This window comes from Agromyces sp. GQ35 (genome assembly GCF_059758475.1).
In genome coordinates this window covers 2,505,383-2,523,281 of sequence record NZ_JCAXEO010000001.1, presented here as the reverse complement: position 1 = coordinate 2,523,281, position 17,899 = coordinate 2,505,383, and the positions used below count along the sequence as shown (strand labels likewise).

At 66.2% G+C, this 17,899-nt stretch carries 22 protein-coding genes and 1 other RNA gene; 10 read left to right on the top strand and 13 right to left on the bottom strand.

The features are described from left to right. Positions 1-20 precede the first annotated feature (20 nt). Positions 21-971, top strand: coding sequence for a LysR family transcriptional regulator (locus tag AC6CH0_RS11680; protein ID WP_498100882.1), 951 nt, complete (start codon positions 21-23; stop codon positions 969-971). 390 nt (positions 972-1,361) lie between these two features. On the opposite strand, the gene AC6CH0_RS11675 is transcribed toward AC6CH0_RS11680, so the two are convergent. Next, the gene (locus tag AC6CH0_RS11675) at positions 1,362-2,090 is read right to left on the bottom strand and encodes a hypothetical protein (RefSeq protein WP_498100880.1); all 729 of its coding nucleotides are present in this window, start codon (positions 2,088-2,090) and stop codon (positions 1,362-1,364) included. Positions 2,091-2,270: 180 nt separating this feature from the next. On the opposite strand from AC6CH0_RS11675, the gene AC6CH0_RS11670 reads away from it, so the two are divergent. Further along, the gene (locus AC6CH0_RS11670) at positions 2,271-3,173 is read left to right on the top strand and encodes a hypothetical protein (protein ID WP_498100878.1); all 903 of its coding nucleotides are present in this window, start codon (positions 2,271-2,273) and stop codon (positions 3,171-3,173) included. A 254-nt stretch (positions 3,174-3,427) separates the two neighbouring features. Here AC6CH0_RS11670 and AC6CH0_RS11665 read toward each other — a convergent pair whose 3' ends face one another. Next, complete coding sequence (locus AC6CH0_RS11665) at positions 3,428-3,619, bottom strand: hypothetical protein (RefSeq protein WP_498100876.1); 192 nt, start codon at positions 3,617-3,619, stop codon at positions 3,428-3,430. A gap of 327 nt (positions 3,620-3,946) precedes the next feature. Here AC6CH0_RS11665 and AC6CH0_RS11660 point away from each other — a divergent pair, with 327 nt between their 5' ends. Next, positions 3,947-4,408, top strand: coding sequence for a hypothetical protein (locus tag AC6CH0_RS11660; RefSeq protein ID WP_498100874.1), 462 nt, complete (start codon positions 3,947-3,949; stop codon positions 4,406-4,408). Between the two features lie 220 nt (positions 4,409-4,628). Here AC6CH0_RS11660 and AC6CH0_RS11655 read toward each other — a convergent pair whose 3' ends face one another. Then, positions 4,629-4,916 carry a hypothetical protein gene (locus tag AC6CH0_RS11655; protein ID WP_498100872.1) on the bottom strand — a complete coding sequence of 96 codons (288 nt, stop codon included), beginning with the start codon at positions 4,914-4,916 and terminating at the stop codon, positions 4,629-4,631. 37 nt (positions 4,917-4,953) lie between these two features. Here AC6CH0_RS11655 and AC6CH0_RS11650 point away from each other — a divergent pair, with 37 nt between their 5' ends. Further along, positions 4,954-5,139, top strand: coding sequence for a hypothetical protein (locus tag AC6CH0_RS11650; protein ID WP_498100870.1), 186 nt, complete (start codon positions 4,954-4,956; stop codon positions 5,137-5,139). Beyond that, positions 5,136-5,714: a hypothetical protein gene (locus AC6CH0_RS11645; protein WP_498100868.1), complete on the top strand. Its 579-nt coding sequence runs from the start codon at positions 5,136-5,138 to the stop codon at positions 5,712-5,714. The genes AC6CH0_RS11650 and AC6CH0_RS11645 overlap by 4 nt, the downstream gene beginning before the upstream one ends. Positions 5,715-5,796: 82 nt before the next feature. Here the strand turns inward: AC6CH0_RS11645 and AC6CH0_RS11640 are convergent, their stop codons facing one another. The 4 genes from AC6CH0_RS11640 to AC6CH0_RS11625 all read right to left on the bottom strand — a co-directional run bounded on the left by AC6CH0_RS11640 (position 5,797) and on the right by AC6CH0_RS11625 (position 7,902). Continuing rightward, entirely contained in the window at positions 5,797-6,093 is a 297-nt protein-coding gene (locus AC6CH0_RS11640; protein ID WP_498100866.1) for a hypothetical protein, read from the bottom strand. A gap of 158 nt (positions 6,094-6,251) precedes the next feature. Beyond that, positions 6,252-7,352 carry an AAA family ATPase gene (locus tag AC6CH0_RS11635; RefSeq protein ID WP_498100864.1) on the bottom strand — a complete coding sequence of 367 codons (1,101 nt, stop codon included), beginning with the start codon at positions 7,350-7,352 and terminating at the stop codon, positions 6,252-6,254. Next, a complete protein-coding gene (locus tag AC6CH0_RS11630; RefSeq protein WP_498100862.1) occupies positions 7,349-7,654 on the bottom strand; it encodes a hypothetical protein in 306 nt (101 codons plus the stop codon). Before AC6CH0_RS11630 ends, AC6CH0_RS11635 begins: the two co-directional genes overlap by 4 nt. Before the next feature lie 29 nt (positions 7,655-7,683). Continuing rightward, on the bottom strand, positions 7,684-7,902 hold the full coding sequence (locus tag AC6CH0_RS11625) for a helix-turn-helix transcriptional regulator (protein WP_498100860.1): 219 nt from the start codon (positions 7,900-7,902) through the stop codon (positions 7,684-7,686). Positions 7,903-7,954: 52 nt separating this feature from the next. Here AC6CH0_RS11625 and AC6CH0_RS11620 point away from each other — a divergent pair, with 52 nt between their 5' ends. Both AC6CH0_RS11620 and AC6CH0_RS11615 read left to right on the top strand, forming a co-directional pair. Then, positions 7,955-8,569 (top strand): hypothetical protein, encoded by a 615-nt coding sequence (locus tag AC6CH0_RS11620; protein ID WP_498100858.1) that lies wholly within the window; start codon positions 7,955-7,957, stop codon positions 8,567-8,569. Beyond that, positions 8,569-9,759, top strand: coding sequence for a site-specific integrase (locus AC6CH0_RS11615; protein WP_498100856.1), 1,191 nt, complete (start codon positions 8,569-8,571; stop codon positions 9,757-9,759). The genes AC6CH0_RS11620 and AC6CH0_RS11615 overlap by 1 nt, the downstream gene beginning before the upstream one ends. A 72-nt stretch (positions 9,760-9,831) precedes the next feature. On the opposite strand, the gene ssrA is transcribed toward AC6CH0_RS11615, so the two are convergent. Beyond that, positions 9,832-10,203, bottom strand: a transfer-messenger RNA (tmRNA) gene (gene ssrA, locus AC6CH0_RS11610). Positions 10,204-10,385: 182 nt separating this feature from the next. Between ssrA and AC6CH0_RS11605 the strand changes: the two genes are divergently transcribed. After that, a complete protein-coding gene (locus tag AC6CH0_RS11605) occupies positions 10,386-11,057 on the top strand; it encodes an SIMPL domain-containing protein (RefSeq protein ID WP_498100854.1) in 672 nt (223 codons plus the stop codon). A gap of 33 nt (positions 11,058-11,090) precedes the next feature. On the opposite strand, the gene AC6CH0_RS11600 is transcribed toward AC6CH0_RS11605, so the two are convergent. The 4 genes from AC6CH0_RS11600 to ftsE all read right to left on the bottom strand — a co-directional run bounded on the left by AC6CH0_RS11600 (position 11,091) and on the right by ftsE (position 14,408). After that, complete coding sequence (locus AC6CH0_RS11600; protein WP_498100852.1) at positions 11,091-11,828, bottom strand: tyrosine-protein phosphatase; 738 nt, start codon at positions 11,826-11,828, stop codon at positions 11,091-11,093. Between the two features lie 42 nt (positions 11,829-11,870). Further along, positions 11,871-12,347, bottom strand: a complete 477-nt coding sequence (gene smpB / locus AC6CH0_RS11595; RefSeq protein ID WP_498100850.1) for an SsrA-binding protein SmpB — start codon at positions 12,345-12,347, stop codon at positions 11,871-11,873. Between the two features lie 118 nt (positions 12,348-12,465). Then, positions 12,466-13,377 carry a permease-like cell division protein FtsX gene (gene ftsX / locus AC6CH0_RS11590; protein ID WP_498100848.1) on the bottom strand — a complete coding sequence of 304 codons (912 nt, stop codon included), beginning with the start codon at positions 13,375-13,377 and terminating at the stop codon, positions 12,466-12,468. Further along, entirely contained in the window at positions 13,374-14,408 is a 1,035-nt protein-coding gene (gene ftsE, locus AC6CH0_RS11585; RefSeq protein WP_498100846.1) for a cell division ATP-binding protein FtsE, read from the bottom strand. Before ftsE ends, ftsX begins: the two co-directional genes overlap by 4 nt. A gap of 240 nt (positions 14,409-14,648) precedes the next feature. Between ftsE and AC6CH0_RS11580 the strand changes: the two genes are divergently transcribed. Next, positions 14,649-15,341 (top strand): TetR/AcrR family transcriptional regulator, encoded by a 693-nt coding sequence (locus tag AC6CH0_RS11580; RefSeq protein WP_498100844.1) that lies wholly within the window; start codon positions 14,649-14,651, stop codon positions 15,339-15,341. A 21-nt stretch (positions 15,342-15,362) separates the two neighbouring features. Here AC6CH0_RS11580 and prfB read toward each other — a convergent pair whose 3' ends face one another. Further along, a complete protein-coding gene (gene prfB, locus AC6CH0_RS11575) occupies positions 15,363-16,469 on the bottom strand; it encodes a peptide chain release factor 2 (RefSeq protein WP_498100842.1) in 1,107 nt (368 codons plus the stop codon). A gap of 108 nt (positions 16,470-16,577) precedes the next feature. Here prfB and AC6CH0_RS11570 point away from each other — a divergent pair, with 108 nt between their 5' ends. After that, positions 16,578-17,882, top strand: coding sequence for an MFS transporter (locus AC6CH0_RS11570; protein WP_498100840.1), 1,305 nt, complete (start codon positions 16,578-16,580; stop codon positions 17,880-17,882). Positions 17,883-17,899: the final 17 nt, after the last annotated feature.

The following is a 17,899-nucleotide window of genomic DNA, read 5'->3' as shown; positions in this document are numbered from 1 at the left end:
TGCGCTGTATGATCGGTCGAATGGTGGATCCGCATCGACTCCGTGTGTTCCGTGCCGTCGTGCAGACCGGTTCGATCAATCGAGCGGCAGCTCGGCTCGGCTATACGCCCTCAGCGGTCAGTCAGCACGTCAGCACGCTGCAGCGTGAGACGGGACTGACGCTCATCGAGAAGCGCGGTCGCGGCATCGTGCCGACCTCCGCCGGCATCGCGGTCGCCGAACGGGCCGACCGGGTGCTCGATCAACTCGCCGACTTCGACTCGCTGGCCGACGACCTCCGGTCGGGACGCAGCGGCACCCTGCGCATCAACTGCTTCACGTCGGCCAATCGCGCCTGGATGCCGGCCATCGCGGCTGCGCTCGTTCGGGAGTTCCCCGACCTCCGACTCGAGCTCGGGCTCCTCGAACTGCCCGGGCGACAGGTCGGCGAGCCCGATCTCGAGCTCTACGTCGCCGAATCGGTTCGCGGCGACCGAGACCCCGCCGTGGCCGCCGGCAGCATCGACGGCTACGACATCGACCTCCTCCTCACCGAAGGCTATGTCGCCGTCGTGCCGCTCGCCCACCCACTCGCGACCCGACGCTCGGTGAGGCTCGCCGAGCTCGCCGATGAGGCCTGGATCGACAATGACCATGCCCACGGTCCGTGCCGGGAGATCACGCTCTCGGCGTGCGCCACTCGCGGGTTTGCGCCGCAGTTCCGTATCGAAGCGCCCGACTACGCCACCGCCTTCGACTTCGTCGCCCACGACGTCGGCATCAGCGTGCTGCCGACCCTCGGCGTGATCGACCTGCCCGAGGGAGTCGTCGTGCTGCCGATCGACGACCATGACGTGCGGCGACGCATCATGCTGCGAGTGAAACGCTCGATGCGCACGCATCCAGCGGTCGTACGCATCTCCGCGCTGCTTCGCGAGGCCGCCGGTCTCCGCGTCGAACACGCGGCGCTTCGCGCTGTCGCGCAGAGCTGAGCTGAGCTGAGCTGAGCCGACGGGGAAACGACGAAGGCCGCCCTCGGGCGGCCTTCGTAGCTCTGCAGTGTGCGACAACGGCCGATGGTGGAGATGGGGGGAATTGAAATCTAATCCTGTTCCGCACGGTTGTTGGGCACGAGCCTAGGAAGCCCGGAATCACGCGGCCCGATGGATGTCCTCACATCACGTCGGATCACCTCGCATCAGAAAGGAGTGTGGGCAGAACGTGGGCACGGCTTAAGACCGTGCCAACCAGCGTCCTGGGGGCGAGGGGGGTACCCCTGCCGACTTGTCTGCACGAAGCTTGAGGAGACGCTCATCGTCTTCACGGCCTCATCTGAATTCCGAGAATCGTTTCGTCTAACGGAATGCGATTCAAGAGGACCGTTAGTTGAACCTGTTCGGCACCTGTGGACCGGCGACATTCGGATGTGCCTCGAATCCGAAATTCTTCCCCATTGTCCCGAGCACGCCATTTCTGCCTAGCACGGCAACCATCTCCCACCAACGCTCGATCGAATCGGCGATCACATGGTGTAGCCGGTCGACGACTTCGTCGAAATGGGCTTGACTGGTCTCGGCGACGGCCCGAGCGCGAAGACTTCGGATGGCCTCGTCGCTCTGGACTGCCACCGTCTCAGCTTCTTGCCACAGGCTGCGGGGGCTCTCCCACCTCTGGGGCTTCTCGCCGAGTATGTCGAGATAGTAGAAGCGTCCCGACTGGCCATATGCATCTAGTGCGCGCCGGACCACAGGCCACACAGGGTCACTCTCAACGGCCGCGAGGAGATCGCGAACATACTGTGATGCTCCGTTGGTCTCGATAGTGGCATGCATTCGATCACGGAGAAGCGCGTCCATCGCGTCGACACCGTGTCCGTACGACTTCTGCATCGTCGTAACCGAGGGCCACGAGCCACTCTCCGCCAGATCCCAAAGCCCGAGCGCGAGTTTCAAGAGCTTCTCGACACCAATAGAGAGCGACGTGAGGATCGGATCGATCGTGCGTTCGACGTAGGTCGTCTCACGAATCACATTCGTGCCGTGGCGTAGAAGGTAGCGCGCGGAACCCATCTCATAAATGAGCGCCATCTCTTGTTGCTTGGTCAGAGCCATGCAGTCCTCCCCCTTTCCTGCGGGCACTACTCGTTCAGCTCGTCGAACGCTTCGGCGATGAGCTCAGCCATGCCACGGGCTTCAATCAGTTGCGGTGGCAGATGTCGTCATGTGGCGACCCTAGCGAGAATCCCTTTCCTCCCACCGTGACCGCCTCGATTTGCTAGTACGGTTCGCGTAATGGATGACGAACGCGATCTGATGGAGGTCGGCGAGGAGCACAAGCTGGCGTGGGTCAAGGTTGCTCACTCGGCCCGACTCTTCAGCGATGTGCTCTACAACCTCGGCGGCCCAGTCAATCCGTCGCGGGCGTGGCAAGTGGTCGTGGAGTTGCCAGAGGAGCCCGTGTCGATGTGGTGCCGCCAGTTCCTCGCGGCTGCCCTCGAACATATGTTGATGTGGGCGAACTACACGGCGCCTTTGAAGTTCAGTGATGAAGCGATCATCGAACACTCACTTCGCCCAGCTCAAACCCTTGCTCGCGGCGCGTTGGAGGCTGCGTCGCAGGCGGTCTGGGTCATGAGCGCGCCAACACCGGTCGAATGCCTCCGCCGTCACGCCAGCCTCATCATTGACGACCTCGACGAACAGCGGAAGGCCGCCAACCACGCGGCAGGCAAGACGGGTATCCGTGAGCGCCGTGACCTTCTCGTCACCCAGCTCGGTGACCGCTTCACGGCAACCGAACTCCGGTTCCCGGGATACCTCGCGATTGTGACAGCCGCTGCGAAGGAAGTTGCAACGAATGGCTCGAATGATGATGTCCTCGCTGACCCGGAAGAAGTGGTGCGCACATGGCGGGCGTCGGCTGGGTCGGCACACGGGAAGCGCTGGCCCTCCGTCGAACAGACGATCCTGACGCCGGACGGCGAGTTTGTGACGCCCGACCCGGCTGCGATCACCAAGGCGCTCGACCTCGCCGACTCCGTTGTCTCGTACGGCGTGCTTCGCTACGCGGATTTCATTGGTCGGGTCGATGAACTGCCTGCGGTCCTCGACGCCGCGCGAAGCCGCCTCGCAGCAATGGTCCCGCGAAGAGACTCGGCTACCAGTGCTGGTGATATCGCTCAGGATTCCGACTGAATTCGACCACGACCGCGATGCGTTCCTCGCGGTCGGTGCTGAGTTCGAGTGAGATCATCCGACCCGTTCGCGGATGCGGCGCGAATGCCTCATAGAACGGCAACCTCGCGCCGCCCAGGTGCTTCTCGTGTATCTCACCGATGCGAGCACCATCGAAGTACACGGCCCATGACGGCGGCGCGCTCCGCCGTGTTCGCGGCAAGGGCCGCAGTTCCGGTTCACTCACGGTCAAACGCTACGCCGAACCCCTGTCGCTAGAGATCGGTACGCCAGGGTTGTTCGCGGCGGATGATCTCGCGGAGGGCAGCCCGCTCCTGATCCCGCTCAGCATCGCTGACTGGCGCGGTCGGTAGCTTCGGCGGCTCCGGTGCGTACACGACCCGGAACGTTTCCCGTACCCAGTTCTCGTCGTCTCGGTTCAATGAGAGCGCATCGCGAAGATTCATCATGGTCTCCTCTATATAGAAGGTGAGGCCCTACCCGGTTCGGCTCCGGGAGGAGTGTGACCATGCCACGTCGTGCCGAAAGTGCAACAAGCGTACCTCGTGACGGCGACGCTTCCCCGCTCCCGAGCATGTGAGAGCGGGGGCCGCGCGCAGTGCCCAGGGCTAGTGCAGGGATGCACCACGCCCATCCACGAACGGTAAACGTCGCCGCGTGTCCTGCCGTAGTTTCAGGACATCACCATCCTATCGAATATTGGCCTGATCTGCGGTTAAGCTGACGGCATGAATGACAGGAAGCGGACAGCAAGACAGACTCACGGTGACGCCATGCAGCGTGCCGCGAAGGCGTGGCACCTGCGGGTGCTTGGGTTGACCTGGAGTCAGATCGCCCGTGAGGTCGGCTATGCGAACGACGCGAACTGCATTCGAGCCGTTCGTCGGTTCGTGGGTACCCTGCCCGAGCCGAGGTCGGACGAGCTCCGCACGATGTGGCGCTCCCGGATGGAACTGCTCTGGGCGCGGAGCTATAAGGATGTCGTCGAGGGCAAACCCGGTGCTGTCCGTGCCGGTGTCGCCGTCGCCGCTCGCGCTTCCGCTCTCGACGGTCTCGATCGGCCTACCAAGCTCGACATCTACACCCCCGGCCAGGACGAATTGTCCGAGTATGTGCAGCGCCTAGCCATCGCCGCGGGAGTTCAGCCAACTGTCGAGGCCAGTCCCTTCGACGACACCATCGACGCCGAGGTGATCGAGGAAGACACGACCGCTGCCGCCGATCTCCGGGCCTGAGAATCACATGCCGGTGTAGTTGGGCCAACGGACCCTGTAAGCGTCCGAGTCGAGCGCTGGTGCCCGCTCTGCGATTAATCCTGTCTGGTCAGGGATTCCAGGTAGACGAAAGGGGCCGAGGTAGAAGAGCCCTCGACCCCTTTCTGCGATCCGCGACGGGTATGGCGACCCGTCCGATCACTCACCTTCGCCGGTTCCAGACGGCTTACAGTGCCGTAGATCAACTCGACCAGTCGAGCCGCTCCCACTCCGGCAACCCGGCCTCGGCTTCCTGCGCCGCCTTTTCGGCCAGCGCACGTCGCTCTGCGTCGACTTCGGCACGGACAGCCGCCTCCTCTTCCGGTGTCGCGGCGAGGTGCGGGCGTCGTCGCAGGTGTCGCCGTCGAACCTCGGCGAGACGGTCGGGCCGGTACTCGAAAGGGTTCCCGTGCCCTTCCCGGCGCTCAGCTTCTGTAGCGACTTCGGCGAAGAGTCGGTAGCCGAAAGTCTCGGCGAACTCGGGCAGCACGTTCAGCCCAATCCACCGTCGAAGCCCGACGAGTCGCATGCGCTCGATCTCGCTCGGCTCGCCCATCGATTCCCACGTCGCCGTGCACTTCGAGCACATCGCGGCGGGTGAACCGTTCGGCCAGGTGAGTGGGCTGCGGGTCCAGCCAACGCTGACGCCGACGCCACAGACGCCGCATGCGCCGTCGAGGCACCGGCTCGGCCTCGTGCTGGCGAGCACTTGATCGACGGCACGCTTCAGGCCGTCCACGTCCACCCATTCGAACGGGCGCTTCGGCAGCGTCTGTCGCGACACCTCGCGCTCGACTCCGAACCCGTAGTTCATCACGGCGAAGAGTCGCTGACGATCGAGTTCGGAGATCATCTCGCCCTCCCGTGGGGTGATGTCGGCGACGCCGGTCAGACGAGCGATCACCTGGTGGCGTTCGACGCCGCAATCCGCGTGTGCCCGCCGCCACATGTCCACGACAGGCTCGCCCGCCGCCGCTCGTCGCTCGTCGCTCTGCCTTTCGATCCCCACGCTTCGCGCGTCGATCCAGCCTTCAGCAACACGAACACCGGTGCCTGCTGCGACACGGCCACCGCATACCCTGCAGAGAGCCTCGGGCAATTCGACGCGCTTCGCAATCCGCTCGCGCATCTCGGCGAGCGCCTCGGTCCGCGGGCTCATCATGCGCCTCCACGCCGACGGAACGCCTGGGCGATGCGGGTGCGCATGGCCCAAACCCTCACCGCCACCGTGTCGAAGTCACCGGACCCAGACGCGACGAGCGAGCGCCGAAACACACACGCGGCGTGACCGCGAGCCGCGAGCGCAGCCCGCGACACCTCGACTTCTTGACCGCAGATGCGGCATCGCATCACGGCCGTTGTGCTGTTGCTCACGTTGTAGTACCTCCTTCATGCCGGGAACCGCCCGACTCCGGGAACCAGTAGCCGATGAGCCCGACGACGAGGTTTCTCTCGTAAGGCGGATCACCGTGTCGGACGAACACCCCGTGGCCCTCGAGTTCTGCAAGTACCTCCTCGACCCGATCGCCGAGGATCGCGACCACCTCTGGGTGCCCGATGATTGCCCGCCCTTCGAGTTCCTCGGTGAGCGCGTAGTCGAGCAGCGCACGAGCCTGGGGGGTGAGGTCGAGGTTGTCTGACCATGCGGAGATTGCTTCGTTCGTCATCTCAACTCCCTTTCGGAGGTGCTCTTCCACCGTTCCCACGTCACGCTCCCCCTCCTTAAAGAGGGGGGCGAGCGTGGGCTGTGGGTAGCGAGGGCCGCTCGTGGGCCGCGTGTGGATACTTGTGGGCCGGAAACTGGCGGGTTCGTGGGCAGCGTGGTTCATCGCGTGGGCTCACCCTCCGTCGAAGTCGCGTGGTTTACGCGTGGGATAGCCACACCGGCGCTCTCGCTGGGACGAAACACTTGCTGAGCACGGCCTCTCGGAGTGTCGCCCGCCACCTCGTCGACCACGGCCAAGCCGGATTCCACGAGCCGACGGAGTTCGCGGCGAGCCTTCTCGATCTCGTTCGGCTGGGGGCGGTCGCATTCGCAGGCGAGCATCGCGAGCGCCGTTGCCGTTAGCCCACCAGTCCTGACCAGTTCGCCTAGTGGGTCGGCGCGCTCGTACACGGTGACATCGCCGGAGTCGTTGTCGATCAGAACACGGAACTTGGGTATCTCGCCGCTGGGCGACTTCAGGTGCCGGAACTCGACCACGGCGTCTCCGGGCGCGCCCCACAGCAACACGATTGACCCTGCGCCTGATGCGAGCCAGGTGGAGCCGTACACGTCGTTGATGCTGTCGGGAGCGCCACCCGCCGAGCCGGTCTTCTTCTGGTGGTGTAGCTCGATCATCTCGATACCCGCTGCGAGCACCAACTGGCGCGCTCGGTTGTACGAGCCGCCGGTCCCATCCTCCGAAAGTCGCAGGGCAACGTCCTTCACGCTGTCGACGACGATGACGGACGCACCGACGGCCTGCGCGATCTCCAGCAGCATCGATGGGTTGGCGAGCAGGTCATCCATCATCGGGCCGCACTGCACCATGAGCCGCCCCCGGAGCTTCGCCGGATCGATACCACCGAACCTTCGGGCGAGCCCGCGGCGCACCTGCCGAGGCCGGTCCATCGCGAGGTACAACACCGGCCCCGACGCCGGGCGCACCGGGTAGCTGAGTACGTCGCCACGCAGCCCAAGCAGTGCTTCAACGATCACTCCGGCGAGCGTTGTCTTCCCGACACCGGTAGGGGCAACGATCATGAGGGACTCCCCCGGCGACCAAACAACATCGCGCCCACGACCCCAGAGCGGTGCCTCTTCGGCCTCGTCGTTCGCGAACCAGTCGGCCGCGTCAACGATCTTGTAGTTCGGGCCCCATGCGTGCGGGTCGCTGCCGCTGCTATCGAAGGGGTTCGGGCCGATGTCGTAGACCGCGCTCATGTCGCCTCCCCGAAGAAGCGTTCCTCCTCCTCGATGAAGTGCCGGTCGAGGCGGCGTCGCATGATCTCCGCTACCTCCTCGGGGGTGTTGTTCGCGCGGAGGTACCAGTAGTCGGCTGTTCGGTTGGCACGGTCGACTTCGCCCCGAAGGGTGTCGATTTCCGGCTGGCGGGCGTCCCACCCAGTGGAGAAGCAATCGATGCAGCGCTCGTGCATTTCGTCTTCCGCCGGGTAGACGAACCCGTCGAGTTCAGCTGGCTGGTCGTCTAGGGTCGAGGTGTCTGGGAACCCCGCTGTGTCCATCAGCGGGGTTTCTGTCGTTTGCACGGGTTCTACCGCCCCGCCGTTTCAGTGCGGGTACGGCTCAATAGCCATTCCTCAACATCGCTCTCGCGGTAGCGGATCGTCTTCGCTCCCACCTTCACGTAACGCGGGCCGGTGCCTTTGAAACGCATCTGCGCGAGGCTGTTGACTGTCACGCCGAGTCGGGCGGCGAGTTCAGGTGGCGCGTAAAGCTTGGCCTCTACCGCCTGTCTGATCTTGTTGGTCATGTATCGAGCACATCGCTTGGTTGTTAATTAAACAAGCCGTATGATTATCAGCGTGAGTTTCCAAATCTTCCCTGCGACGGTGCTCGTCGCGCACTACCCGGACTGGCTCCGAAACCTAGACGACGGTGAGAACGAGAACCCTGACAGCACACCCCCGCTGTTTCCCGCCTACCGCGAGCGCGCTCACCCGCGCATCGAGCTATCAGGCGTGCACCTCATGGACAAGGAGCACGGCGTCGGATACGAACTCATCGCCGAACGTCGCAACGGTCGGCCCGTACTCCTTCGAAAAACCGTCTTCTCGTACGGAGCCGACACGATCTCAGACGCGTCACAATTCGGCGACGACGACCTCGCCGCGCTCGCCGTTGCCTTTCTCGAAGACGTAGACCCTACAGACTTCGCCGGAATCACCCAGTTTGAGCCAAAGACTCACACGCGACCGTCACGCATTCGTCCGTCCATGGAGCGCATCGTCCAGCTCGCGACCGATGCGGAACGCATCCCGAAACCCGCTCGTCAGCACATCAGAGATGTAGTTCACGTGTCGCTCCCTACCGCCGATCGCTGGCTCCGGGAAGCACGAGACGCCGGGCTACTCCCCCAGCCGGTCGGCAACCGCGGGCGACCGCCCAAGACTACGAAGCCCAACACGAAGGAGACCTGATGGGATCAATCACGCCGTACACAACGGCTAGCGGGAAACGATGGCGGGTGCGCTACCGCAAACCCGACAAGGCCCAAACCGACAAGCGAGGCTTCCGCACCAAGCGCGATGCAGAACTCTTTCTCGCGGGCGTAGAGGTCGCGAAGTCACGTGGCGAATTCGTAGACCCCACTGCTGGCCGTGTAACAGTGGGTGACCTCGCCACGGGCTGGCTCGCGAACAAGCAGCAAGCGCTGAAGCCGTCGTCGTACCATTCGATCGAGGTTGCATGGAGAGTGCACGTCGAGCCGCGATGGGCTTCAACCCCTGTCGGCGCGATCGTCCCAAGCGCCGTCGAACAGTGGGTTCGAGAGCTCGGCGCTGGCATGTCCGTAACGAGCAAGAGTTACGGGAAGACCGTGCCGGTCAAAGAAGCGAAGCCACGTTCGGCGACCGTCGTACTGCGGGCACTCGGTGTTCTCGCCGGTGTCCTCGACATGGCCGTCAGGGACGGGCGAATACCGAAGAACGTCGCACGGGGTGCGGACAACCTGCCACGGAAGGAGACAAAGAAGCAGCGCCGCTACCTCACGCACGCGGAGGTCGTCCGGTTCGCGGAATCGACGGCGAACCCACTCCACGCGACGCTCGTGGTGTTGCTGGCATACAGCGGCCTGAGGTGGGGTGAGGCCATCGGGCTCCGAGTTCGCGATCTCAACATGCTCCGTCGTCGTCTACACGTGAATCAGGCCGCGGTCGAGGTAGACGGGGTGATCCGAGTCGGCCCACCGAAGAACTGGGAGAAGCGTGCCGTGCCGTTCCCGCCGTTCCTCGCCGAACCCCTCGCGCGCCTGTGCGAAGAGAAGGCACCGGATGACCTCGTATTCTCCGACGCGGCAGGCGCGTTCCTCCGGCGTCCGAAGACCAGCGCGGGCACCTCCTCATGGTTCCTGTCGGCACTCACGGAGGCGGGCATCGAACGGCTCACACCGCACGACCTCCGACACACGGCGGCGAGCCTCGCGATCAGTTCAGGCGCACACGTCAAGGCGGTGCAGAGGATGCTCGGTCACAAGTCAGCGGCGATGACGCTCGACACGTACGCCGACCTCTTCGAGGACGATCTCGATGCGGTCGCTGAACGCCTCGAAACCGGTGCTCTCGCAGCGAATGTGGGCAAAGTGTGGGCAAACGCCGCGGTTGCCAATTGAAGAAGGCCCGGTTCACACGAGAACTTCCGCATGATTCCGGGCCTTCAGGCCACACTGTGCAACAACGGCCGATGGTGGAGATGGGGGGAATTGAACCCCCGTCCATCGCTGTAATTCCACGCCTTCTCCGGGCGCAGCCTGTGAAAGCGTTCTGCTCGGCCCCGACCTTTGCCACAGGCGCCTAGGTCGACGAGCCCAGCCTGAAGAAAGTCCCGCGCGTCGCTCAGGCGACGACACGCAGCAAGTTCCCTAAATGACGCCAGCTACCGGGGCAGGAACAGACCCGCGGGCTGACGGACTATCGAGCTCGCTTAAGCAGCGAGGGCGAAGTCAGTGCGCTTTGAATTGGCACTTATTGTTTTCCAGAGATCGTTTACGAGATAACCCTGGATCCTCGGCCCGCTTCTCGTGGGTTCGCAGACGATGTCGAAACCGATCATCCCCATGTCGCGCCGTGGCTGTTCGCTCAGTCGAAACTGAGCCATGAGCCTGGCGGGCCGTTGTCGCACACTGTGGAGTTCTCAATTCCCGGGCACCTGTCGTTGTCACGACCTGTACCCGGCCTTACAGTCTAGAACAGGCGCGGCCGCTCCGCCATTCCCGAGCGGGTCGATCTGGAGGTCCATGTGACAACCGTCATCGCCGTACGCGGCACCGCCGAAGAGCGCATCGCGCCCGAGCTCGGGGCTGTGTCGCTGACCGTCGGCGCATCGGGCGCCGAGCGCGACGCGACCCTTGCCCGCACAGCGGAGGCGCACGAGCGTCTCGTCGAGGGAATCCGCGGGCTCGAGGCATCCGGCGTACTCGACGTGTGGTCTGCCGGCCAGCTCCGCGTTTCATCGCACCGCCCCTGGAACAACGAAGGCAGGCAACTGCCCGTCGTGCACCAGGCCAACGCCGACGTCGAGGTCGTCTTCACCGACCTCGAGCGCCTCGGCGAGTGGGTCAGCACCGTCTCGCTCGGCGAGTTCATCGGGGTCGGCGGCATCGACTGGCGATTGACGGATGCCACGCGCAAGCGCACGCAGGAGCTCGCCCAGCGCGCCGCCGTCGCCGACGCGGTCGCCAAGGCGGCCGTGTACGCCGCGGCGCTCGGACTCGGCGCCCCGGCCCCCGCGGAACTCGCCGACACCGGCCTGCTCACCGCGCAGCCGGTACCGCAGGGGGGCTCCGGCGAACGGATGTACGCCATGCGCGCCTCAGCCGACCTGGCCGGCGGCGGCCCGGCGCAGTTCACGCCGGCGCAACTCGTGATCGCTGCATCGGTCGAGGCGAGGTTCACCGCCGAAGCCGCGTGAGCAGCTCGATCAGCACGAGACCGCCGTGCGGAATCAGCTCGGATCGACGAGCAGGGTCTCGAGTGCGGCGAGTTCAGCGAGGCTGAGTCCCGACGCGAGCAGGTAGTCGCGCACCGAGCCGTGATCGCGCTCGACGATCTCGATGACGCCCTCGATCGCATCGCGGGGGCTGCCTCCCATGAGCGTGCGCAGCCCCGGACTGTCGGGCACGCCGTAGCGCATGACGAGGCCCACCATCTCTTCGAGCCACTCCCCCGCGAGGTTGGCCTCGGTGGAGGCGTAGTCGACGACGACCGATTCGCGGTCGGCGCCGACGGCGAGCAGCGCGAGGGCGACCACGATTCCCGTGCGATCCTTGCCCGCGGTGCAGTGCACCACGACGGCGCGATCGCCGGCACTCGAGATCTCGCGCAACGCCGACACGACGACTGCGGCGTGCTGGGTGACGATGCGCTCGTAGAGCGCCTCGAGGGAGATGCCCGCGGCACCTTGAGATGCGCCGGAACCCTCGAAGACCGGCAGGCGCAGCACCTCGAGATCGAGATCCCCGAGGTCGTCGGGCATCATCGCCGCCTCGTTCTCGTCGCGCAGGTCGATCACGATGCCGATGTCGAGGCCGCGCAGCGCAGCGCGGCCGGATTCACCCAAACGGTGCAGCCCGTCCGAGCGGTAGAGCACGCCGTCGCGTACCGTTCCGTTCTGCGCGGGCAAGCCGCCGACATCGCGGAAGTTGTACGTGCCGGGAACCGGGATGCGTGTCGAGGTCTCCATCGCGACGAGCCTACCCCCGTCGTCGACGCACGACCCCGAGCATCAGTCGCCCAGGTTCCGCCGACTCGCGATCGCCCGATCGGCCTCGCGCTTGTCTTGGCGTTCGCGCAGCGCCTGACGCTTGTCGAATTCGCGCTTGCCCTTGGCGACCGCGATCTCGACCTTGGCGCGACCGTTCGAGAAGTAGATCTGCAACGGCACGAGGGTGTACCCGCCCTGGCTCGTGCGGTGGCTGATCTTCACGATCTCCTGCTTGTGCAGCAGCAACTTGCGCTTGCGCCGCGGAGCGTGGTTGTTCCACGTGCCCTCGGTGTACTCGGGGATGTGCACGGCATCGAGCCACATCTCGCCGCCCTCGAGGAACGCGTACCCATCGACGAGCGACGCCCGGCCCTCGCGCAACGACTTCACCTCGGTGCCGGTCAGGACGATGCCGGCCTCGTAGGTGTCTTCGATCGTGTAGTCGTGGCGCGCCTTGCGGTTGGTCGCCACGACCTTCTGACCGGTCTCCCTGGGCACGAGCAGCTCCTTGCTTCGATAGCGGAGCCCCGGTGCATCCGGGGCAGCCGTTCAGTCTAGCGGATGCCGCGACATCCGTTCGCCGGACTCGGACGTTCGAGACTCGGCTCGTCGGAACTCAGACCTTGAGGTAGCGGGTGATCGCAATCCCGGCGGAAGCCGCCGCCAGCAGCACCCCGACGATGATCAGGAGCGGCACGACGATGAGGGCGTCGGTGAGGTCGACGAAGGTGAACGACAGGTTGTCGGCCAGATAGCCCTGCACGAAGACCTGCACGATGGCCACCACCGCACCGCCCGCGAGCAGCGATCCGATGAGCCCTGCGAACACCCCCTCGAGCACGAAGGGCGTCTGGATGAACCGATTCGATGCGCCGACGAGTCGCATGATGCCGAGCTCGCGCCGCCGCGAGAACGCCGAGAGCCGAATGGTCGTGGCGATCAGCAGCGCCGCCGCGACGAGCATGATCGCCGCGATCGCGATCGCGGTGTAACTCGCGGCGTTCAAGACGTCGAAGATCTGGTCGAGATACCGCCGTTGGTCGACCACTCCCTCGACGCCGGCCATGCCCGCGAGACTCTCGACGAGCACCGCGGCCTGCGACGGGTCGACGAGGTTCACCCAGAACGTCTCGTTGAGCACCTCGGGCGTCACGTAGTCGGCCGCCGGTGTGCCCGCGAACTGCTCCTGGAAGTTGGCGAACGCCTGGTCGTGATCCTCGAAGTAGAACTCGTCGATGTACTTGGCGAGGGTGTCGGAGCTCAGCTGATCTTCGATGGCGGCCTTCTGCTCTTCGCTCGCCTCGCCGTCGGTGCAGCCTGCGGTCGTCGAGACGCCGGTGCAGAGGTAGACGGCGACCTGGGCGCGGTCGTACCAGTAGTTCTTCATCTGGCCGATCTGCAACTGCAGCAGCGCGGCGGTGCCGACGAACGTCAGCGAGATGAAGGTGACGAGCACGACGGAGACCACCATCGAGGCGTTGCGGCGCAGGCCGTTCGCCGCCTCGGAGAGCACGAGACCGATTCTCATTTCGTCGGCCCCACTTCTTGGTCGTGGTCGCCTTCCCGGGGGCCTCCCGGGGCCCTGAGTCCGAGCCGTTCGGCGAGGGTCAGGTGATCGGATGCCGCGGCTCCGCCGCGTTCCTTCGACTTCAGCTGCTCGGGGTCGACCTGAATGGTGCCGGTGGCGGCGGCGGTGATCTCGGCGGCAGCATCGGTGACGGCGTCGGTCGCTTCGGGCTCGACGTAGAGCGGCTCGGCATCGCGCATCACTTCGGCGGTGACCTTCGGAGCGGCCGAGGTGACGGGCTGGGCCGGCTCAGCGGGCTCAGCCGGTTGCCCCTCCTGCTCGGGCACGTACTCCACGTCGCGAACCGTCTGCCCGTCGTACCCGGCGCTGCGCTCGTCGCGCACGATGTCGCCGGCCGAGAGCTCGATCACCCGGCGACGCATCTGGTCGACGATGCCCGCCTCGTGCGTGGCCATCACGACGGTCGTGCCGCTCGAGTTGATGCGCTCGAGCAGGGTCATGATGCCGGCGCTCGTCACCGGGTCGAGGTTGCCGGTCGGCTCGTCGGCGAGCAGGATCTGCGGCTTGTTGACGATGGCTCGGGCGATCGCGACGCGCTGCTGCTCGCCGCCCGAGAGCTCGTGCGGCATGCGCTTGCCCTTGCCGTCGAGGCCGACCAGCTTCAGCGTCTCGGGAACCGCCGACTGCACGTAGCCGCGCGACTTGCCGATCACCCGCAGCGTGAACGCGACGTTCTCGTAGACCGACTTGTTCGGCAGGAGCCGGAAGTCCTGGAAGACGACACCGAGGTCGCGCCGGAAATAGGGCACCTTGCGGCTCGAGATCGACCCGAGGTCTTGTCCGAGCACGTGGATGGCGCCCTTCGACGGCTTCTCCTCTTTGAGGATGAGCCGGAGGAAGCTCGACTTGCCGGAGCCCGAGGCCCCGACGAGGAACACGAACTCGCCGCGGAGGATCTCCACCCCGATGTCGTTGAGGGCGGGCCTCGCCTGGCCGGGGTAGGTCTTGGTGACGGAGTCGAAGCGGATCATCGGAAACGAGCCTAAACAGGGGTCGGGCAAAAGTGGGCAGCGACACCGGAATTCGGTGTCGCCGCCCGCAGGTTCGGGACGAGCGGCCCTACCGGCCGGCGAATCCGGCGATGGGGAGGTCGTTCCCGTTCAGCGCTGCTCCCGGCGTTCGCCGAATGTACTGTGGTGAAATTCGGGCACACGCGAGTCCCGTCTCCGCTCTCCGACGAATCCCCGCGTCGACCACCTCGAAGGAGCCACGTGAGTCCCTCTCCAGCGAAGCGCAGCGCGGGTCGCCCGCGCGCGACCGTGCTGAGCGCCGAGCAGATCGTCGATGCGGCCTTCGCGCTGGCGCGCACGGCGGGACCCGACGGATTCACGATGGCCGCGCTGGCGCGCTCCCTCTCGGTGCATCCGTCGGCGCTGTACCGCTACTTCGCAGGCAAGGCCGATGTGGTGCGCGCGATGCGCGGCCGGGTCGCCGGGCTGCTCGACGTCTCGGGCTTCGACACACCCGAGACCGCGCTCGCCGATGCCGTGCTGCGCTGGGCTCACTCCTACCGCACGGCGCTCGCCACCCACCCCGCGGCGATCGCGCTGCTCGCGACCACGGCGATCGACGGCCAGGAGCAGGCGGTCGCCAACTACGAGTCGATCACTCGTCGATTCGTGCGCGAAGGCTGGCCTGTCGGCGGAGCCGTCGACGCGATCGTCGCCCTCGAATCGTTCATCATCGGCTCGGCGCTCGACGCGATCGCCCCGGCCGACATCATGTCACCGGGCACCGCCGCCCGGCTCGCGCCGGAGTTCAGTCGCGCCGAGGCGCTGCGCAGCGTGAAGGCGGCAGCACGAGGCATCCAGCCCGCCGATCGTTCGTTCGAACTCGGGCTCGCCGCCCTCGTCGGCGGTCTTCCGGCGGCACTCGCCGCGGCCGTCGAGGCCGAGCGCATCTGAACGCGCCGAGTTCCTGCTCGTCTACTCGGCGGGCCGCTTGCGCCACTTGATGCCGGCGGCGATGAAGCCGTCGAGTTCACCGTCGAAGACCTTCGAGGGGTTGCCCTCTTCGTAGTCGGTGCGCAGGTCTTTGACCATCTGGTACGGCGCGAGCACGTAGGAACGCATCTGATCGCCCCAGCTCGCGGTGATGTTGCCCGCGAGCTCCTTCTTCTGGGCGGCTTCCTGTTCTTTCTGCAGCAGCAGGAGTCGCGACTGCAGCACGCGCATGGCAGCGGCGCGGTTCTGGATCTGCGACTTCTCGTTCTGCATCGACACGACGGTGCCGGTCGGCAGGTGGGTGAGGCGCACCGCGGAGTCGGTGGTGTTGACCGACTGGCCGCCCGGGCCGCTCGAGCGGAAGACGTCGACGCGGATGTCGTTCTCGGGGATCTCGACCTCCTGCGCCTCTTCCATGAGCGGGATGACCTCGACCGCGGCGAACGACGTCTGCCGCTTGCCTGCCGCACCGAACGGGCTCATGCGCACGAGCCGGTGCGTGCCCGCCTCGACGCTCAGCGTGCCGAACGCGTAGGGAGCGTCGATCTCGAAGGTCGCCGACTTGATGCCCGCTTCTTCGGCGTAGCTCGTGTCCATGACGGTGGCCTTGTGGCCGTGCTGCTCGGCCCAGCGCAGGTACATGCGCATGAGCATCTCGGCGAAGTCGGCTGCGTCGACGCCGCCGGCACCGGCGCGGATGGTGATGACCGCAGGCCGGTCGTCCCATTCGCCGTCGAGCAGGGTCTGCACCTCGAGGTCGCCGATCGCCTTCTGCAACGAGACGAGTTCGGCGCGTGCCTCTTCGGCGCTGTCTTCGTCGCCCATCTCGTTGGCGAGCTCGATGAGCACCTCGAGGTCGTCGAGCTGCGCATCGATGCGCTTCACCCGCGCGAGCTCGGTCTGGCGGTGGCTGAGCGCGCTCGTCACCTTCTGGGCGTTCTCGGTGTCGTCCCAGAGGTCGGGCGCGCCGGCCTGCTCTGACAATCGCTCGATCTCCGCCTGGAGGCCGTCGACATCGACGACGGAACGGATGTCGCGGAACGTGGATCGCAGCGCGGCGATCTCCTGTGTGAGGTCAAGATCCAACATGGCCTCCCCAGACTACGCGAGTCGCCCCGTCTCCCGCCGACGGCGCCGGCATACGGTGGCGCACCGCGGTAGCGCTGCCGCCGACGGCGCGGGTGTAGCGTCGAAACGATGACCGATTCCGCGCCCCGCTTCTCGTGGCGGTCGACCATCCTGCCGGTGTACCTGCCGACGCTCGTCTTCTCGCTCGGCGAGGGCGCGATCATTCCGATCATCCCGCTCGTGGCGACCGAGCGCGGCGCACCGCTCGCGCTCGCCGGGCTCGTCGCGGCGATGCTCATGGTCGGCGAGCTCGCCGGCGACCTTCCTGCGGGCTGGCTCGTGGCGCGCATCGGCGAGCGCAACGCGATGATCGGCGCGGCACTGCTCGCCGTCGTCGGCGTGCTCATCGCCCTCGTCTCCCCCACTGTCGCGGCGCTCGGCATCGGCGTCTTCCTGCTCGGCCTCGCGACCGCGGTGTTCGGACTCGCCAGACACGCGTTCCTCACGAGCTACGTGCCGGTGCGCATCCGCGCGAGGGCGCTGTCGACGCTCGGCGGCGTGTTCCGTGCGGGTTGGGCGATCGGTCCGTTCGTCGCCGCCGCGATCATCGCGTGGTCGGCGTCGACCGAGACCGTGTTCTGGGTGCTCGTCGCCGCGTGCTTCGCCGTCATCTGCGTGCTGGTGCTGCTGCCCGACCCCGAGCGAGTGTTCGGTGCGGCGAAGCTCGCGCGGGAGGCCTCCGCTGCTTCGGACTCGCCGACGACGGCGACGGATGCCTCGGGCGAGCCGCTCACCGCCGGTGAGCGCGAGGCGGCAGCGAGGTCGTCGGCGAGCGTGTTCCGTGCGATCAGGGAGAACCGCGGCGTGCTCGCCCGCATCGGCACCGGGGTCGGGCTGCTCTCGGCGATCCGCGTGAGCCGCACCGTCATGTTGCCGCTCTGGTCGATCTCGATCGACATGCCGGCCGAACAGGCGGCGCTCGTGATCGGCATCTCGGGCACGCTCGATTTCGCGCTCTTCTACGCGAGCGGGCAGCTCATGGATCGCTTCGGCCGGCTCTGGAGCGCCATTCCCGGCACGCTCGGCATGGCCGCCGGTCACATCGCCCTCGCCTTCACGCACGACCTGCCGTCGAACGTGCTCTGGTTCACGCTGATCGCGGTCTGGCTCGGCCTCGCCAACGGCATCACGAGCGGCATCATCATGACCCTCGGCGCCGACCTCGCGCCGAAGTCGGGCCCTGCGCCGTTCCTGGGCGCCTTCCGCATGATCGCCGACGCCGGCGGGGCGGGCGCGCCGCTCGCGATCGCGGCGGTGACGTCGGTCGTCTCGATCATGGCCGCGAACGTCGTCGTGGGGGTGCTCGGCCTCGTCGGCGCCGCGGTGCTCTGGCGCTGGATCCCGAGATACGTGCCGCACCGGCGGCACGGCTGAGGCAGATTCGCCGCGCA

Bases quoted from the DNA above. Each gene is read 5' to 3' on its own strand.
- AC6CH0_RS11625 (WP_498100860.1), bottom strand. From the start codon at position 7,902: ATGACCAACAAGATCAGACAGGCGGTAGAGGCCAAGCTTTACGCGCCA.
- AC6CH0_RS11675 (WP_498100880.1), bottom strand. From the start codon at position 2,090: ATGGCTCTGACCAAGCAACAAGAGATGGCGCTCATTTATGAGATGGGT.
- AC6CH0_RS11665 (WP_498100876.1), bottom strand. From the start codon at position 3,619: ATGAATCTTCGCGATGCGCTCTCATTGAACCGAGACGACGAGAACTGG.
- AC6CH0_RS11650 (WP_498100870.1), top strand. From the start codon at position 4,954: ATGCGCTCGATCTCGCTCGGCTCGCCCATCGATTCCCACGTCGCCGTG.
- AC6CH0_RS11635 (WP_498100864.1), bottom strand. From the start codon at position 7,352: ATGAGCGCGGTCTACGACATCGGCCCGAACCCCTTCGATAGCAGCGGC.
- AC6CH0_RS11630 (WP_498100862.1), bottom strand. From the start codon at position 7,654: ATGGACACAGCGGGGTTCCCAGACACCTCGACCCTAGACGACCAGCCA.
- AC6CH0_RS11680 (WP_498100882.1), top strand. From the start codon at position 21: ATGGTGGATCCGCATCGACTCCGTGTGTTCCGTGCCGTCGTGCAGACC.
- AC6CH0_RS11600 (WP_498100852.1), bottom strand. From the start codon at position 11,828: ATGGAGACCTCGACACGCATCCCGGTTCCCGGCACGTACAACTTCCGC.
- AC6CH0_RS11660 (WP_498100874.1), top strand. From the start codon at position 3,947: ATGCAGCGTGCCGCGAAGGCGTGGCACCTGCGGGTGCTTGGGTTGACC.
- prfB (WP_498100842.1), bottom strand. From the start codon at position 16,469: ATGTTGGATCTTGACCTCACACAGGAGATCGCCGCGCTGCGATCCACG.
- ftsE (WP_498100846.1), bottom strand. From the start codon at position 14,408: ATGATCCGCTTCGACTCCGTCACCAAGACCTACCCCGGCCAGGCGAGG.
- AC6CH0_RS11570 (WP_498100840.1), top strand. From the start codon at position 16,578: ATGACCGATTCCGCGCCCCGCTTCTCGTGGCGGTCGACCATCCTGCCG.
- AC6CH0_RS11615 (WP_498100856.1), top strand. From the start codon at position 8,569: ATGGGATCAATCACGCCGTACACAACGGCTAGCGGGAAACGATGGCGG.
- AC6CH0_RS11670 (WP_498100878.1), top strand. From the start codon at position 2,271: ATGGATGACGAACGCGATCTGATGGAGGTCGGCGAGGAGCACAAGCTG.
- ftsX (WP_498100848.1), bottom strand. From the start codon at position 13,377: ATGAGAATCGGTCTCGTGCTCTCCGAGGCGGCGAACGGCCTGCGCCGC.
- AC6CH0_RS11640 (WP_498100866.1), bottom strand. From the start codon at position 6,093: ATGACGAACGAAGCAATCTCCGCATGGTCAGACAACCTCGACCTCACC.